Here is a 15,858-nt window from a genome sequence, read left to right on the forward strand (position 1 = left end):
ACCTATTTTTGTTGTTGTGTTGCATACCAAGCATTAATATCCTGCTTTTCAATGGCTTTTGCCATTAATTCAGGAAATTGATCGGGAGTACACGCAAAAGTGGGAATGCCCAATGCCGCAAATTTTTGTGCATTTTCACGGTCATAATAAGGTGCTCCCTCATCTGACAGTGCCAATAAAGTTACGATTTGGACACCACTATTGAGCATCTCAGCCACTTGTTTAAAGAGCTGTTGCTCACTGCCACCTTCACATAAATCTGTGACCAACACAAAAATTGTTTCTTCAGGACGAGTGATCTTTGTTCGACAATATTTAATCGCTTTGGCAATATCTGTACCGCCACCCAGTTGCGTACCAAACAGTACATCAACTGGGTCTTCAAGCAATGGTGTTAAATCAACAATTTGCGTATCAAACACCACCATTTGTGTGGTCACAGCCCGAATACTTGCCATCACCGCAGCAAAAATACTCGAATACACCACCGAAGGCGCCATCGAACCGCTCTGATCAACACACAGTACAATATCTTTTAAGGAACTGCGCTGACGTGGATGTCCATGCAATTGCTCAGGAATAATGGTTTTGTATTCTTCTTGCCAATGTTTTAAGTTGGCTTGAATGGTGCGGTGCCAATTAATATCTTGAATACGTTTTGGACGGCGCGTATGGGCTGAACGGTTGACTGAACCTTGAATGGCTTGCTCTAAACTTTGTTTTAAACGTCGCTCAATTTCCTCAACCAATTTACGTACCACAATACGGGCAGTTTCTTTGGTTTGATCAGGCATCAAGTGATTTAAGCCAATCAAAGTCGAAACCAAATGAATATCAACTTCGATATTTTCTAACAATTCAGGCTCTAGCAACATTTGTTGCAAGTTCAAACGTTCAAGCGCATCTTTTTGAATGATTTGCACCACAGAACTTGGGAAATACTGACGAATATCGCCCAGCCATTTGGCAATACGTGGACTAGAACGCCCTAAACCACCACGTTGTTGCTGTTGCGTGTTATATAACACATCTAAACACTGGAACATATTTTCATCATCACTCGACCAATACTCAGGTGATGACTGCTCAGGACGTTGACCTAAAATTAAGCGCCAACGTCGTTCTTGTTCTTGGGTATTTTGATTAGTTTGTGACATCAGAACCCTCTTTTAAATCAGCTTTTTCAGCGCCATCTACACATACAGGTTGAGGATGAAGTAAATTTCTTAAACTCAATAAAGTGTTATAACCACGCTCAAGATTAAATTGATGAGGCAATTGCGCAATATGTACTGTCACCCCTGATGCTGCTTTTTCTGCAATTTTCGCAGATTCACTTGGACTAAAATCACTGGTTGAACGACGTAAAATAGGCAGAATATTGATAAATTGTTCTTCGGGTAAATCGCCTAACCATGCATTCACCAAGTTCCATAAATTATCTTCATGTAACAATAATAACGCTTGATCACTGATAAAGCCTTCGAACCAACCTGCACTATAATCAACGGTTTGCCCAACCGATAAAGCTTGTGATAAATAATGTTCTATTTCATCTAAATCAAGCAATTGCTGCTGTTTTGCTAACTTGGTAACAGAGCCATGCAAATAACCATTCATATAGGTTTGTTGCAATAGTTTGAGTATTAAGTCTTGCCAATACTGATTGAGCGTTGCATTGTCTAAACGCTGCAACAACAAATAAAGGCTATTTAACTGCTGTGCGGTTTGTTTTGCCATATCATCATTAATGGACTGACAATACTGTGGTAATGACAACATTAAACGTATGCTGAGCTGTTGAATAATTTGAAATAATTCATGCTCAGAAAATTGACGGACGCTGCCATAACGCAAAGCTGTGACCAAAGGTGTTAAAGTCGCAAGCAATACATCAGGATCTTGATGCAAAGTCGAAAGGGACTGTAAACGCTGTAAAGCCACAGGCAAACTACGGTCTAAACCTGCCAGCAATATTTGCTCAATATATTTAGCAACGGTTGATAGATCATCACTATGCTCAATTTTATCTTGAATATAACTTGCGGCTGCATCAGCAATGGTATAGCCCCAAAGTGACATTTCATTGAGATATAAACTGCTTTCAGGTTGCCATGACAATTGCCAGTTTTCTTTATAATTTCCTCGACCTGATGAGTAATTTTGTAATTCTGCCCATGCCAAACCAAGCAAATTTACCCGATGAAAAAACTGACTTTTACTTAAATCAAAAGGCTGACGTAAGTCCAGTTCAACCCCACGATGTACTGCTTCAAGCTTTAAACGCAACGACTTACATTGTTTTAAAAAGTCTTGTTGTATTGGCAATTCTGAATAGTCTTCAGGTAAATGCCCCAGTTTTTCTGCCAATAGCATCTGATTCATGATCGGCTCAGGCAAATCATAACCATGATGCAGCACACTGCGAATCGCTTCTGTTAAATCATCAAGATCAGGAATACGACGCTCACGCAATTGTAATAGAGACTGAATCAGTTGCGTTGCATCAATAATTTGCGCACTTGAGGCATCATGTCCCGCCTCACGCAAAGCATTAGCAAACTGACTGAGCCAATCAATACTAATTTTTTCAGCATCGACTTTACCTTCAAGGGCTTGCTGATAATGCTTCCATAAATGTGCATACCAACCCACCGCTTGAATACCTGCGCCATAACCACTGTGACGATGTAAACGTCCATGTGTCCATGCAATCCATGCCGATTCAATTTTAGTTTTTGGCAAACCTTTTAACAGTTGATTGTCATCTTTTAAGCTTGTTTTTAAATCCACTAAAACAGGTGCATGCCATGCACCACAAATCACCACGATACGTTCAAAGCCCTGCTTCTGTGCTTGGCGAATGATTTTTCGCATAGACGCTTCGCGGTATTGTTCTATCAACTGATCATCATCAAGTTCAGTATTCGGATTTAAACTGTTTAAATAATCGCGAATTTCAGCCATTGCTTCATTGATCGACTGAAACATATCACCCGCATGGGGTTGCTGTTCAACCAAGTGTTCCCAAAAACGTTCGCTGTCCTGATAACCTGCTTGATGGGCTAAAAGTGCGATGGGATCATGACGATATTGCAGAAATTTGCGTTCTTCATCTGAGATTTCAAACGCATCTTCATCAGTGCTTTCATTCTCAGAAGCTGATTCATCAGAAGCAGCATCAGCAAGCGTTTCATCAACATGCTCATCTACAGATTCTTCAGATTTTTCTTCTTCTGAATCTGTCTGTTGTTCAGCTTCAAGCGCTTGTCGTGCCTCCTCAGCCTGTTTTTCCAGTGCAAAACGATACTGACATGCCAAATCCATAAATTCAGTATGGATTTGATGTTTTAAAGCAAATTGTAATGCTTGCCATTCAGGTGAAAATTCTGCAAAAGGATAAAATACCGCACGTGGTCGTTCATCTTTTTGTACAGGTGTGTTGATGAGTAATGCAATCGGTGGCTCAATTTCAGCATGGCTGAGCTGTGCAATACGATCATTCGCATCAGGTGGTCCTTCAATGAGAATACAGTCAGGTTGCAACTGCTCTAGTGCATTTAAAACACTTCGAGCAGAGCCAGGACCATGATGACGTACCCCTAAAATATAATGCATGGGCAAATCCTTTGACTGTAATTATTCTAAATCTCGGCAAGCTTGGTAAATTTCATTCCAACCTTCACGTTGTTTAATGACAGTTTCGACATATTCTTTCCAAGGCACCACATCTTGCACAGGGTCTTTGACAATCGCACCTTGTAAACCTGCAACTAGATCATGGGCATTTAAACTGCCATCACCAAAATGCCCTGACATTGCCCAACTATGGCTCATCACTGAAATCGCTTCGGCGGTTGATAATGTCCCTGTGGTACTTTTCAGTTTTTGTTTACCATCGACGGTTTTACCTTCACGTAATTCACGGAAAATGGTCACAAGGGTTTTAATGTGTTGATCGAGTGGTTGAATTTCAGGTAAAGATAGGCTACGACCAAGCGAGGCAACACGTTGTTGCACAATTTCAATTTCTTCTGCAATAGTGGCAGGTGGTGGTAAAATCACGGTATTAAAACGACGCTTAAGTGCAGATGAAAGCTCATTGACGCCTTTATCACGGTTGTTGGCAGTCGCAATCACACTAAAACCTTGTACCGCTTGATATTCAATGCCTAACTCAGGTACAGGTAGATTTTTTTCAGATAACAATGTAATCAAAGTATCCTGCACATCAGCAGGAATACGGGTCAACTCTTCAATACGGGCAATTTTTCCTGTACGCATCGCACGTAGCATAGGACTTTGTACTAAAGCTTCTTCAGTTGGACCTTTAGCAAGTAGTTGCGCATAGTTCCAGCTATAACGCAAAGTATCTTCACTGGTGCCTGCTGTCCCTTGAATGAGCAAAGTACTGTTACCACTAATTGCCGCAGCTAAATGCTCAGATACCCAAGATTTTGCTGTTCCTGGTACACCCAATAATAAAAGTGCGCGGTCTGTGGCTAATGTCGCCACCGCAATTTCCATCAAACGACGATTACCAATATATTTTGCTGAAATTTCAGTACCATCAGGCAGAGTCGTTCCCATTAAATAATCAACTACAGCATTTGGTGATAACTCCCATTGTGCAGGGCGTTGTTTTTTATCGTGTTCTTTTAAAGCTGCCAACTCATGGGCATATTGTTGTTCTGCTTTGGCACGTAAAACTTGACTCATGTCAGTGTCCTTTTTATCGAAAATTAAAATGATTTTTTGTTACGGAAGCAATGCCATTTTTTGTTTGGCAATGCTATTTAAAATATCAAAACGACTAGAATCTAAATCTTTTAATGGGCTAATTTCAGTTGGATAGCCATAGACCACAAGCCATTCATACAATGGATGCAATAAATAGGCATATTCCTGCTCTTCTTGTAGATAGATTTCTGCCAATAAACGCTCAGTTAGTTCTTTGGATAAAATACCAATCTCTGACGCAGACAATGGTAAGCGTTTCCAAACATCCAATAAAAAATCAGGTTCATGACGTTTACGGGCTTGGCGTAAATGCTGCAACATCAAATGATCACGTTTTTCAATGCTCAGTAGCGGATACAGATATTGCATATTGGAAGCAAAACGGATGCTTTCAAGTTCTTCTTGATAATTTTCATAGAGCCATTGTGCTAAATCGGCACGTTGCTCATGAAAACAGCGGAAACAAAATGCATCTAAAATGTGATTTCGCTGATTTTTATATTTCAGCTTCAGTAAACTCTCCCATGTTGGGAAAATCTGTTGCCAATAAGACAAAGGCATCGCTTTTAAAATAAAATATAAATAGTCTTCAGCTTTACTTGATTGTGAGAATTTTATTAAATTTTCTTCAATATTCAGCTCATTAATGACCTTACGTTCATTGCCATTTGCAGTGTAATCAATGATATTGAGTTGTTGTAATTGTTCATCCAATTCAATGCTCATTCGCACGATCATACAACGATTTTTAGCATCAAATTCAATGACATTTTCCAGTAATTGCAGCATTTTTTGCGTATAAGTATGTTCAGAATCATGCAAAAATAAATAGTGTAAACCTTGCCCTAAAGCTTGTTCAGGTTTCTTTTGATGCAATGCAGTTAAATATGCAATATGCGGGGCAAAGAATGAAAATGGTGTATTTTCAATCCAGTCTTTACGCTGTTCTTTATCAATACGTTTCCATAAAGCTTCAAAATTTTGATGAATAAAATCAGCATGTTCAAGTGCAAGGTTTTGAAGTAAACGCTCAGCAGGACCTTTACTTAAACTGGCAAATTTTGCATCTTCTTCATCAATGGGTTGTTGTAAAATCAATGTCTGATGTAAAATTTTAGCCACTTTTAAGCGATTATCCTGACGCAAATCTTGCAATTTATAGCTTCGTTCAGGCAATGTTGCCGCTAATAGCAAATCATTATTGGCAACATTAAGTACATCTAAAACCAAATGTGGCGCAATCGCCTGCTTCTGCAAACGAATGAGATGCAATAGATAATTCATCCAAGCAGACTTATCATATTGAAAATTATATTGATTAAGCTGAACAATACTTTTAATTAGGCTATTCATACCCCGTTTACTGGGTGTAAATGGCGTTTCATCATCGGCTAAGCGAGCAAGTTGTTGTTCTGAACAAGGATAAGCTTGTTGTGCAGACACTTGAAAAAGTGTCCATTGCAAATTTAAACCCAATAAATCCTGTTCATCACTGACAAACTCAGAAATGGGTGCAGGTACATGAATCGCTTGTTGATAATGCTGCCCAAGGGTGAGTTTAAGTTCAAGTTGCTTGGTAAATTGTTCTAAAGGTGAGCTTATAGACATTGGTAATGCGCTCCTTGCCAAATACTGATGAGTTGCAGTTCTAAACCATTCCACTCTAAACCTGCATAAAAAGGTTGATTACTCACCATCATCCATAACGCAGTAAATTGATCAGTACTGAGTGAAATCGGCATCATATGATGTGTCGAATCAATCAGATAATAACGCTCATCTTTTTGACTTAAACGCACAGGATTCATCCACCAAAAACTGGTCAGATGCATCGGATTATGACTAAGTTTTTCTGCATGTTTGGCTAAAGCATCTTCAAAACACACAAAACCTTGCGGCGGTTCATTTTCAATTTTAATAGCGTCAATATCGTTGAGTGTGACTTGCTCTGCAAGTTTTAAACGTTGTTGTTCTACCCCAGGATAACGCTGTGCTTTGAGTTTAAAATGATGCTGACTTGGTAGGGTTAAGCCATAACGTGTATGCGGTGCAATATCAAAATCTAAAATTAAATAATCTATACATGTTTTCTCGTCCCATAACCATTGACGACGAAAATTCCCTTTAGACTGTTGTAATGCTTGTGTACGAGAAGCAAGTACACTCAACTGTAGTTCTTCTGTACTTTGGCTTGACCAAAAATCACTCGCAAGGTTAATGCCCATCAACTGACGTAATTCTTGCTGTAAATCTAGAGAAAGTTGTGCTCTTTTTTGCCATAGCTCAGCAATCAGATACAAACGCGCAAGCCAAAAAGCACTGTGTTGTTGCCAATTCGGCTGATATAACGCACTTGAAAATTCATCAATCCAAATATTGATTCCCGCAGCCTGACCATCTACCAAACGACTGGTAATTTCATGAAAAAATTGTCGTCCATTTTGTGAACGCACTTCACCTAAGCCTAAATTGACCACATCTTTCAGCCACAGTTGCAAAGCATCAATGGCTTGATCAATTTTTTTATCACGTGATTCTTGACGCTTAGCACGTGCTGCTTCATCAACAGGTTTATTGGCTTTTTCAGCTTTTTTCTCGGTACTTTGCGTGAGTTTGTCACGCCATTTTGTAACACGTTCAGGAAATTGTGTTTCATCTTCCTGAATTTGAAACTCGGCAGGATGCTCTTGATACACCATCAGTAAAGCAAGTGCATGCTTACAAGGACGTTTAAAACTTGGACAACTACATTCACATTTTAGTTGTGGTAAAAAAATGGCACTTTGATAAATCGCACTCCCTTTAATTTCTGCCCAGATCCATTGATCTGTAGAAGCACCTTTATTATTCCAATCATTGACTTTAGCCAATTTTTTAGCAGCTTTTTCTGAATTTGTATCAGGAATGATCTGTTGTATTTGATCAAGCTGAATGGTCAGCAACATAAAAATTCCTTGCGTTATTTTTCATTTTAAATTTAATTTCCTCAATAAATGTATATTTTTCATTTTAATAATTCAACGGGAAAAAGCAGCTAAACGACAAAATTTGTCGCTAAATTGTGAAGTATGGTTTAAGAGAATTTTAGATAAAAGAGATATTTCATGAAACTTTTAACATTTTTATTTATTATTTTTATCACTAGAAAATTTTGTGGGTATTTGGGAAAACATCGTATGGTTTACTTCAACTATTAAAACTTTGTAAGTTCTAACCCTATTGCCTATAAACTTTTGGTCTATAGCGTCCTAAGCCGAATCGAGATCTTTTGGATTTGTACTACACTCACGTTGTACGCAACTGGCAGCAAGCTACTCTTTTCGATCCCATCACACCCTTGAGACTTATAATAGCCAAAGCCTTACGGGATTAATTTCCTAAGATTGGTTGATTTCGAGTAATTTTAAAAATATTTTTCACAAAAACGCATTTAAAACATATTTTTTTCCATTTCGACAAAAATATCGTATTTTTTACCGCATAAAAAGAGCATTTAGGAGAAATTTTCTCTACATCATCACTTCGTTTTATATTTATCTTGGAGCTTTAATTCTACTGTTTTTATAATGCTGCGCTAAAGTTTCATTTTCACCATTTAAAAAGAATAAGAGATATTGGCGTGTAGTTGAAAAATCAATTCTCTTAAAACCAATATAATCTTTGGTTTTACGGGTAATTAAACCAAAAACATCCTTTTGCGGTATAATCACAGGAATATCACTTTCCATTTTAAACTCTAAATGCTTAGATGCAGAAAAAGCATTTAAAGTAAATCTAAGACTGTAATGTGTTTCAAGGTCAGTCAATGTAAAGCTCGCATTATCACCATTAAATTGCAGCTGACGCACTCTTTGTTGTTGCCAATGAATACTGTCAAATTTAATCAATGCATTAATTGCAGCTAATTTTTCTAAAATCTCATCTCCACCTTCTTGTAGGTTTTTAGGGGAGTGGATCACTAAATCAAATGTTTTCATTTTTCTTTTTCCTGATAAGTGGCATTATTTTAACAGAATCTAGCGCTAATCCCTTGAATTTCAGACAAAAAATCGTGAAACACATCACATTTAAGCGAAATATTTATTAGTTTTTATTTAAAAACAATCAAAAATAAATACAAAATGGCTTTTTATTATTTTATTTAAAAATTTTAGTATGGTGCAGTTTTATTCAACTTTTCCTGTCTTTTTTTACGAATCCATCGAATCACAACAAACATCAACATAATGACCAGCAATACCACCAAAATAGGTGCAATTAAAGACAGTATCGAAACGACAATAGCGCCTAGCCACTCTCCTGTTGAAATAATTGGATTAGCGACTCCACCTGTAGTTGCTGTAGAAATACCACGAACAGCGACTGTACTTAATTGTACTGCGCTCGCAGTTCCTCCACCGACAATAATTGCGGCTGCCCAACTGGTAAATTGCGACATTTCCCCTGTACTGACTGCCATAGTGGTTAATGTTCCTGCAATGAGTGCCGCAGGCGTTGCTATCGTATCTAATATATTATCTACCCAAGGGATATAGTACGCCCCGATTTCACAGAGGGTTGCAACAGTTAAACCAATACAGACTGATGGCATTGCCAACCATTCAAAACCCTTCATGGGTTCAAACCATCCCATGAGTGAGGCAATACTCATGACCAATAGCGGTACAAATACACGAAAACCACAAGCGGCACTGAGTCCAATACCGATACATAAGCTCAGGATGGTTTCCATGTTGTGCCCTACCTTATTGTGTTTATATTTTTTTATACGGTAACAAAAAAGCCCTATGGGGTGATAGGGCTTTTTCTAAAACAGAGAGTAACTGTTTTGTTTGTGCTGCTTAGGCATTCTTGTTGTTGAATTGATTGCCAAGGCATTTGGTACACGGTGGTAGACGATCTGTACCAATTTCTAAGTAGGTGCGGTGTCCGCAGTTGACACAAAAATAGAAGCCTGTTCCAGGTTTTTGACCAGCCATAACCATTTTTGTTCTCCATAGGTATTAGAAATGGTGAACAAAGTATAGCCTCTTTTTTTTCGCTTTGTCTACTGTCTATTTTGCTAAATGATGATGTCATTTTTGCAAGAAATGCTTATATTGGTATTTTTTATCATTTTTATTCCATTTAAAAACTTTCATCACACAAATTTATATATTCTTCTTTTAAATTTCCAAAAACAAATCGGATTTTCTATTCATCAGCTTTTATTTACTCTACTGATTAATTTCGTATGGCATACCGTCTTCACCAAACTCAACGCCTCGTTCGAGCAGTTTTTTGTGTGCTGCATGATGGACAACGCCTCGTTTGCTGACTTTAGATTCGAGTAATCTGCGTAATGTGGCTTCGCTAACATTGGGATGTCCCACCACTTCTATGCGTACGCCCCAAAATTTATCATTGGCAAAGCGGTCAAGAATGTCTGCATCTGCATCGGGGTTCATGGCGGCTGTTACACGAATTGCTTGATTCGGATCAGTTAAAAATGGTTCGAGTTCTGCTGTATTGGAAGCGCTACTTGCCGCAATATAGCGGCGTTCTTCTTCGGCTTTTTGTTCGGGGGATTTTTTGGGCATGGGTTTACAGCTTAAATCCTATGTTTATTTATTAAAAAAGTGAGCCTGTACCTGAACTATTTCGTGTATTCATATAAGCATTACTTATTTGAAAATCACTGTAGAATTTTAAAAATTCTTTAGGATCTCGGATTTTACCTAATAAGTTTCTTTTAGATAAAGATACAAACATTGCAATTGAATAAGCCTGACAGTTTATTGACTTTTCAGGATTAAATTCGATGTCTGTAAATGCCTCATATTTCAATAATTCCTCATGATATTCAGAATTGAAATTCAAAGCATTAATGTATAACCAATCATAAAATGCTGTTAAAGGCTCTAAAGTCCAATCCATGCCATAAAAATTAAATTTTTTTAACTGCCCTGATGTTTTTAATCTCTCATCCTTTTTGGCTTCTCGTGAAGTCACGTTTAAAAGATCTAGAAATGGTCCGCCATTTTCAAAAATCTTACTGCTTTGAAATGCGCACTCAACACTAAATTTTTGATTCGTCTTTTTATCCAACATCATTAAATTAAAAGCGCTAAGTGCCACTCCTAACGCTAATTCTGACTTGCTAGAAATTTCTAAAATTTGAGTGATACTGAAAATCCACCATTTTAGTTTCTACAAGAGTAGAACCAACAGTATTAGGAATAAATACAGGACGTTTTGGCATTTATATGACTCCTTTATAATTACGTATTTTTACAGTTATTCAATCATCAAAAACACCCTGTCTGTTTTGATGAGATACAAATTTCTTATTAGAATATTTTAGAGTGTAACTATCTTTCAGACTATCTTTGTTAAAAAACCATCAATCCAATAAAAAAACCCCACATAAATGTAGGGTCTTTATACAAATAAATCAAATACTTTCAGCTTAAATCATCAAGCTACATTCCCTTCCAAGAAATCCTGTGCAAAGCGTTGTAGTACACCACCCGCTTCATACACATGCACTTCTTCTTCCGTATCCAAACGACAAGTTACAGGCACTTTAATAATTTCATTCTTACCATCAGCAGTCGAACGCTCAACCACCAAAGTCAGGTCAGAACGCGGTGCAATATTACCAATCACACTATACAACTCAGTACCATCCAACTTCAAAGTCTTACGGTCAGTTCCTGCTTTAAACTCAAGCGGTAACACGCCCATACCCACCAAGTTGGTACGGTGAATACGCTCAAAACCTTCCGCCACAATCACTTCCACACCTGCAAGACGTACACCTTTCGCAGCCCAGTCACGGCTTGAACCTTGACCATAGTCTTTACCTGCAATGATGATCAATGGTTGCTTACGATTCATATAAGTTTCAATCGCTTCCCACATACGCATCACTTCGCCTTCAGGCTCGACACGTGCTTTAGAACCCTGCTTAATGGTACCGTCAGAACGAACCACCATTTCATTGAATAATTTCGGGTTGGCAAAAGTTGCACGTTGCGTGGTCAAGTGATCGCCACGGTGCGTTGCATAAGAGTTAAAGTCTTCTTCAGGCACGCCCATTTTCTTCAAGTATTCACCTGAAGCACTGTCGAGTACGATTGCATTCGATGGAGACAAATGATCCGTCGTGATGTTATCGCCCAAGATCGCAAGTGGACGCATATTTGCCAAAGTACGAGGTGCAGCAAGTGCGCCTTCCCAATACGGCGGACGGCGAATATAGGTACTTTGTGGACGCCAATCATAAAGTGGGCTAGACGCTTTTTCATTCACACCCAAATCAAACATTGGAATATAAATTTTCTTAAATTGTTCAGGCTTAACAGCAACTTTAACCAATGCATCAATTTCAGCATCAGATGGCCAAATGTCTTTTAAGTAAATAGGATTACCGTCTTTGTCATTGCCTAAAGAATCTGTTTCGATGTCAAAACGAATCGTCCCTGCAATCGCATACGCCACTACCAAAGGAGGCGAAGCCAAGAACGCTTGTTTTGCATAAGGATGGATACGACCATCGAAGTTACGGTTACCCGAAAGCACCGCGGTTGCGTACAAATCACGGTCAATAATTTCTTGTTGAATCACAGGGTCCAGCGCACCTGACATCCCGTTACAGGTCGTACATGCATACGCCACGATGCCAAAACCTAATTTTTCTAAATCACCCAACACGCCTGCTTCTTCAAGGTACAACGCTGCTGCTTTAGAACCTGGTGCAAATGATGATTTCACCCAAGGTTTACGTACTAAGCCAAGTTCATTTGCCTTACGCGCCAACAAGCCTGCAGCCACAGTATTACGTGGGTTAGAAGTATTTGTACAAGAGGTAATCGCTGCGATGATGATTGCACCATCTGGCATTAAACCTTCCGCTTCCTGAGCTTTTGCAGCATCTAAATTGCCTGCAATACCTTTGGCTTTCAAATCAGCCGTTGATACACGGGCATGTGGGTTTGATGGACCTGCAATATTACGGGTTACAGTTGAAAGATCGAAGCGAAGCACACGAGGATATTCCGCTTGTGTCATGTCAGATGCCCAAAGACCGATTTCTTTTGCGTAGGTTTCTACAAGTTGAACTTGCTCTGCTTCACGACCTGTCAGCGTTAAATAATCAATGGTATTCTGGTCAATATAGAACATAGCCGCAGTCGCGCCATATTCAGGGGTCATGTTCGAAATCGTCGCACGATCACCCACTGACATGCTGTCTGCACCTTCACCAAAGAATTCTAAATAGGCACCAACCACACGTTCTTTACGTAAAAATTCAGTCAATGCTAAAACGATATCTGTTGCGGTAATGCCCGATTGACGCTGCCCAACAAACTCAACACCGATAATGTCTGGGAGACGCATCCAAGATGCGCGACCTAACATCACGTTTTCAGCTTCTAAACCACCAACACCAATCGAGATCACGCCAAGCGCATCGGTATGTGGGGTATGTGAATCTGTACCTACACAAGTATCAGGGAATGCCAAACCATCACGGTTTTGAATCACTGGAGACATTTTCTCCAAGTTGATTTGGTGCATGATGCCATTACCCGCAGGGATGACATCGACATTTTCAAAGGCTGTTTTTGTCCATTCGATGAAGTGGAAACGGTCTTCGTTACGACGGTCTTCAATCGCACGGTTTTTCTCAAATGCGTCAGGGTCGAAACCACCAAATTCCACAGCAAGTGAGTGGTCTACGATGAGCTGTGTAGGCACAACAGGATTGACTTTAGATGGGTCACCGCCCTGTTCTGCAATCGCATCACGCAGACCTGCAAGGTCAACCAATGCAGTTTGTCCCAAAATGTCATGACACACGACACGTGCAGGGTACCAAGGGAAATCGTGGTCTTGTTTACGGTTGATCAGTTCTTTTAAAGACTGTTCGAGAATGGTTGGGTCACAACGACGAACAAGCTGTTCAGCCAACACTTTTGAGGTGTATGGAAGTTTTGCATATGCGCCTGGCTGGATGTCTTCTACGGCTTGACGCACATCGAAGTATTCGAGCTGGGTCCCTTGCAGGGGTTTGCGGTAGTTGTTATTCATTTAATTTGTGCCTCTTGCATCATTATTTACTGCGTTCTAATGATTGGCATAGTACACTGCCGAAAACCCATTTCCCAAATCGTTTATATTTCATAAACTTAGGTATAAAAACAGGGGTTTTAGAAACATTTAGTAACAACTTGCTTGAATTATTTTTCTTAAATGTGCATTTTTTATAAAAATAGCGGAAAATAAAGATAATTCTTTAGTATTAGATTTAAGATGAGCGAGTCATTCATGAGCAATTTAGCGTTCTCCTCTTTCACCTTGATTGGTGTTGATGCCCTTAAATTCCTGCAAGGTCAGGTCACGGTCAATGCTGAAGCTTTGGCTGAAAGTGTGTCGCAGTACACCGCAATTTGTGATTTGAAAGGTCGTATTCACTTTGGTTTATGGCTGAAAAAACGTAATCCTGAAGAGTTTGAAATCGTAACGACTCAAGATCAGGCTGAAGAATTTGCCAAACATATTAAAAAATATGGCGCATTTTCCAAGATGAAACTTGAAGCAACGGGGACAGTTTTTCCAACAGTAAATGGCACAACAACTGACTTTTCTGACGTTGAAACAGATGTTGCTGCGTGGGAAATTGCTGCGATTCAAACAGGTCAGGCTTTTATTAATCAAGCCATTGAAGGTGTTTTTCAACCTCAGGAATTACGTTTACATCAACGTGGTGGTGTCAATTATGACAAGGGGTGCTACTTGGGTCAGGAAGTGATTGCCCGTCTTTGGTTTAAGGCAAAACCAAAAGCATGGTTGCATGTGATTCAGGGTTCGGGTGCTGTTCCTGCACAAGCTGAGCAACTGAATAAAGGCGTTCAAGTGGTCAATAGCACAGCTTTTGAAAATGGTTTTATTGCGCTTGTGGTAGCTCGTCCTGAGGCTTTGGAAGAGCTTGAAGTGACTGTTTTAGACTTGCCTGAAAGTTTAAGTGGTGATGTGGCGAGACCGCAGTAAACTTCTGAAAAGCCACAAATAAAATTATTTGTGGCTTTTATTCATTTAATAATTTTAAATAAAATAACAAGGATAATTCATGAAAAGAATTGGTATAACTATTATGGTATCTATCATTTCATCAGTAACTTTTGCCTTTGACTACCCTGAATTATCTGATCCGATTCAACAAAAATTTCTAAATTTATATCTTAGCGATCGTAATGATTTATATAAAGAAGATTTTTTTTCACCATTAAAAACAGAGCAGGAATGGTCATGCCGAATATCTAGAAATGAACAATACAAACTTGCCAATCTATTGTTGAGAAAACCATTAGTAATAGAAAATGAACTAAATACTCAAAAAAAATCAGATAATACCTCACAAGATGAAACAACAATAACAAACAGTAATGTTCGAATCATTCCTATGAAAGTTGAATGTGTAAATGGAAAAATTATGGGCGAAGTAAAACTTCGAATAGAATATGACAGCCTACTTGACCAATATTTAAAAAATAGCCCTAATCAAACTAGAGTTATCTCTAAGATCCACAACATCACACTGAGTAGTGGAAACATAAAGGATGGAGCATTAATAGGAGCTGCAAAATCTTTCACAAAGCTTATTACTCAATTAAAAATCGAATCATCTCAAAACGAAGAAAAGAAAGAATTTAGCAATCCAATAATCACCTTACAAATGAATTACAAAGATGATATTGGAAATACTGCATTATTTTCAGAAGAAACTGATTTTTATTTAACTGGGGGACAAATTAAAAATTTGAAAAGTGCTTTTGTTGAAATAATAGATAAAAACCATACACGCAAAACCACATATAAAAATAATTATTTATCAATGATTGAGCCATACAAAAATGGGATTCCTCATGGTGATCAGCTAGGTTACCTTGTCGGTATGGATGATAAAATTGATTTAATTGAAGCAGCCCTTCCAAGTTCACATCCTAAGTTAGTCACAATTAATGGTATTAATTACTTGGAAACTCATTTGTGTGTGCTTGAAGGTGTTGAAGTAGATCAGTTTCCATGCCTTACTGATGACCAAAACAAAGTTCATCCATAATTTTAGTATAA

The 15,858-nt window shown here is 38.6% G+C and carries 13 protein-coding genes; 2 read left to right on the forward strand and 11 right to left on the reverse strand.

All coding sequences use genetic code 11. The annotated features are described in order from the left end of the window. Window positions 1–2: 2 nt before the first annotated feature. The 11 genes from HX005_RS03995 to acnD all read right to left on the reverse strand — a co-directional run bounded on the left by HX005_RS03995 (window position 3) and on the right by acnD (window position 13,815). On the reverse strand, window positions 3–1,157 hold the full coding sequence (locus tag HX005_RS03995) for a VWA domain-containing protein (protein ID WP_107008210.1): 1,155 nt from the start codon (window positions 1,155–1,157) through the stop codon (window positions 3–5). Further along, window positions 1,144–3,618 carry a DUF5682 family protein gene (locus HX005_RS04000; RefSeq protein ID WP_286376360.1) on the reverse strand — a complete coding sequence of 825 codons (2,475 nt, stop codon included), beginning with the start codon at window positions 3,616–3,618 and terminating at the stop codon, window positions 1,144–1,146. Before HX005_RS04000 ends, HX005_RS03995 begins: the two co-directional genes overlap by 14 nt. Window positions 3,619–3,639: 21 nt before the next feature. Then, entirely contained in the window at window positions 3,640–4,719 is a 1,080-nt protein-coding gene (locus HX005_RS04005) for an ATP-binding protein (protein WP_107008212.1), read from the reverse strand. A 39-nt stretch (window positions 4,720–4,758) separates the two neighbouring features. After that, complete coding sequence (locus HX005_RS04010) at window positions 4,759–6,348, reverse strand: hypothetical protein (protein WP_286376361.1); 1,590 nt, start codon at window positions 6,346–6,348, stop codon at window positions 4,759–4,761. Then, window positions 6,339–7,685 carry an SWIM zinc finger family protein gene (locus tag HX005_RS04015; protein ID WP_286376362.1) on the reverse strand — a complete coding sequence of 449 codons (1,347 nt, stop codon included), beginning with the start codon at window positions 7,683–7,685 and terminating at the stop codon, window positions 6,339–6,341. Before HX005_RS04015 ends, HX005_RS04010 begins: the two co-directional genes overlap by 10 nt. Window positions 7,686–8,273: 588 nt before the next feature. Then, entirely contained in the window at window positions 8,274–8,717 is a 444-nt protein-coding gene (locus HX005_RS04020; RefSeq protein ID WP_286376363.1) for a hypothetical protein, read from the reverse strand. A gap of 173 nt (window positions 8,718–8,890) precedes the next feature. Further along, window positions 8,891–9,472, reverse strand: coding sequence for a DUF4126 domain-containing protein (locus HX005_RS04025; protein ID WP_286376364.1), 582 nt, complete (start codon window positions 9,470–9,472; stop codon window positions 8,891–8,893). A 109-nt stretch (window positions 9,473–9,581) separates the two neighbouring features. After that, on the reverse strand, window positions 9,582–9,725 hold the full coding sequence (locus HX005_RS04030) for a zinc ribbon-containing protein (protein ID WP_107008217.1): 144 nt from the start codon (window positions 9,723–9,725) through the stop codon (window positions 9,582–9,584). Window positions 9,726–9,956: 231 nt separating this feature from the next. After that, on the reverse strand, window positions 9,957–10,319 hold the full coding sequence (locus HX005_RS04035) for a hypothetical protein (RefSeq protein WP_286376365.1): 363 nt from the start codon (window positions 10,317–10,319) through the stop codon (window positions 9,957–9,959). A 31-nt stretch (window positions 10,320–10,350) separates the two neighbouring features. Further along, window positions 10,351–10,857 carry a DarT1-associated NADAR antitoxin family protein gene (locus tag HX005_RS04040; RefSeq protein WP_286376366.1) on the reverse strand — a complete coding sequence of 169 codons (507 nt, stop codon included), beginning with the start codon at window positions 10,855–10,857 and terminating at the stop codon, window positions 10,351–10,353. Window positions 10,858–11,196: 339 nt separating this feature from the next. Then, window positions 11,197–13,815 carry a Fe/S-dependent 2-methylisocitrate dehydratase AcnD gene (gene acnD, locus HX005_RS04045; RefSeq protein ID WP_286376367.1) on the reverse strand — a complete coding sequence of 873 codons (2,619 nt, stop codon included), beginning with the start codon at window positions 13,813–13,815 and terminating at the stop codon, window positions 11,197–11,199. Between the two features lie 237 nt (window positions 13,816–14,052). Between acnD and ygfZ the strand changes: the two genes are divergently transcribed. Then, a complete protein-coding gene (ygfZ, locus tag HX005_RS04050; protein WP_286376368.1) occupies window positions 14,053–14,775 on the forward strand; it encodes a CAF17-like 4Fe-4S cluster assembly/insertion protein YgfZ in 723 nt (240 codons plus the stop codon). A gap of 79 nt (window positions 14,776–14,854) precedes the next feature. Beyond that, window positions 14,855–15,847, forward strand: a complete 993-nt coding sequence (locus tag HX005_RS04055) for a hypothetical protein (RefSeq protein ID WP_286376369.1) — start codon at window positions 14,855–14,857, stop codon at window positions 15,845–15,847. The last annotated feature ends 11 nt before the right edge of the window (window positions 15,848–15,858 follow it).

It is taken from the genome of Acinetobacter sp. R933-2, assembly GCF_030325485.1.
Classification (GTDB): domain Bacteria; phylum Pseudomonadota; class Gammaproteobacteria; order Pseudomonadales; family Moraxellaceae; genus Acinetobacter; species Acinetobacter sichuanensis.

Excerpts from the sequence above, each read along its gene's own strand:
- HX005_RS04035 (WP_286376365.1), bottom strand. The coding sequence starts at position 10,319 with ATGCCCAAAAAATCCCCCGAACAAAAAGCCGAAGAAGAACGCCGCTAT.
- HX005_RS04000 (WP_286376360.1), bottom strand. The coding sequence starts at position 3,618 with ATGCATTATATTTTAGGGGTACGTCATCATGGTCCTGGCTCTGCTCGA.
- HX005_RS04020 (WP_286376363.1), bottom strand. The coding sequence starts at position 8,717 with ATGAAAACATTTGATTTAGTGATCCACTCCCCTAAAAACCTACAAGAA.
- HX005_RS04015 (WP_286376362.1), bottom strand. The coding sequence starts at position 7,685 with ATGTTGCTGACCATTCAGCTTGATCAAATACAACAGATCATTCCTGAT.
- ygfZ (WP_286376368.1), top strand. The coding sequence starts at position 14,053 with ATGAGCAATTTAGCGTTCTCCTCTTTCACCTTGATTGGTGTTGATGCC.
- HX005_RS04010 (WP_286376361.1), bottom strand. The coding sequence starts at position 6,348 with ATGTCTATAAGCTCACCTTTAGAACAATTTACCAAGCAACTTGAACTT.
- HX005_RS04055 (WP_286376369.1), top strand. The coding sequence starts at position 14,855 with ATGAAAAGAATTGGTATAACTATTATGGTATCTATCATTTCATCAGTA.
- HX005_RS04025 (WP_286376364.1), bottom strand. The coding sequence starts at position 9,472 with ATGGAAACCATCCTGAGCTTATGTATCGGTATTGGACTCAGTGCCGCT.
- HX005_RS04005 (WP_107008212.1), bottom strand. The coding sequence starts at position 4,719 with ATGAGTCAAGTTTTACGTGCCAAAGCAGAACAACAATATGCCCATGAG.
- HX005_RS03995 (WP_107008210.1), bottom strand. The coding sequence starts at position 1,157 with ATGTCACAAACTAATCAAAATACCCAAGAACAAGAACGACGTTGGCGC.
- HX005_RS04030 (WP_107008217.1), bottom strand. The coding sequence starts at position 9,725 with ATGGTTATGGCTGGTCAAAAACCTGGAACAGGCTTCTATTTTTGTGTC.
- acnD (WP_286376367.1), bottom strand. The coding sequence starts at position 13,815 with ATGAATAACAACTACCGCAAACCCCTGCAAGGGACCCAGCTCGAATAC.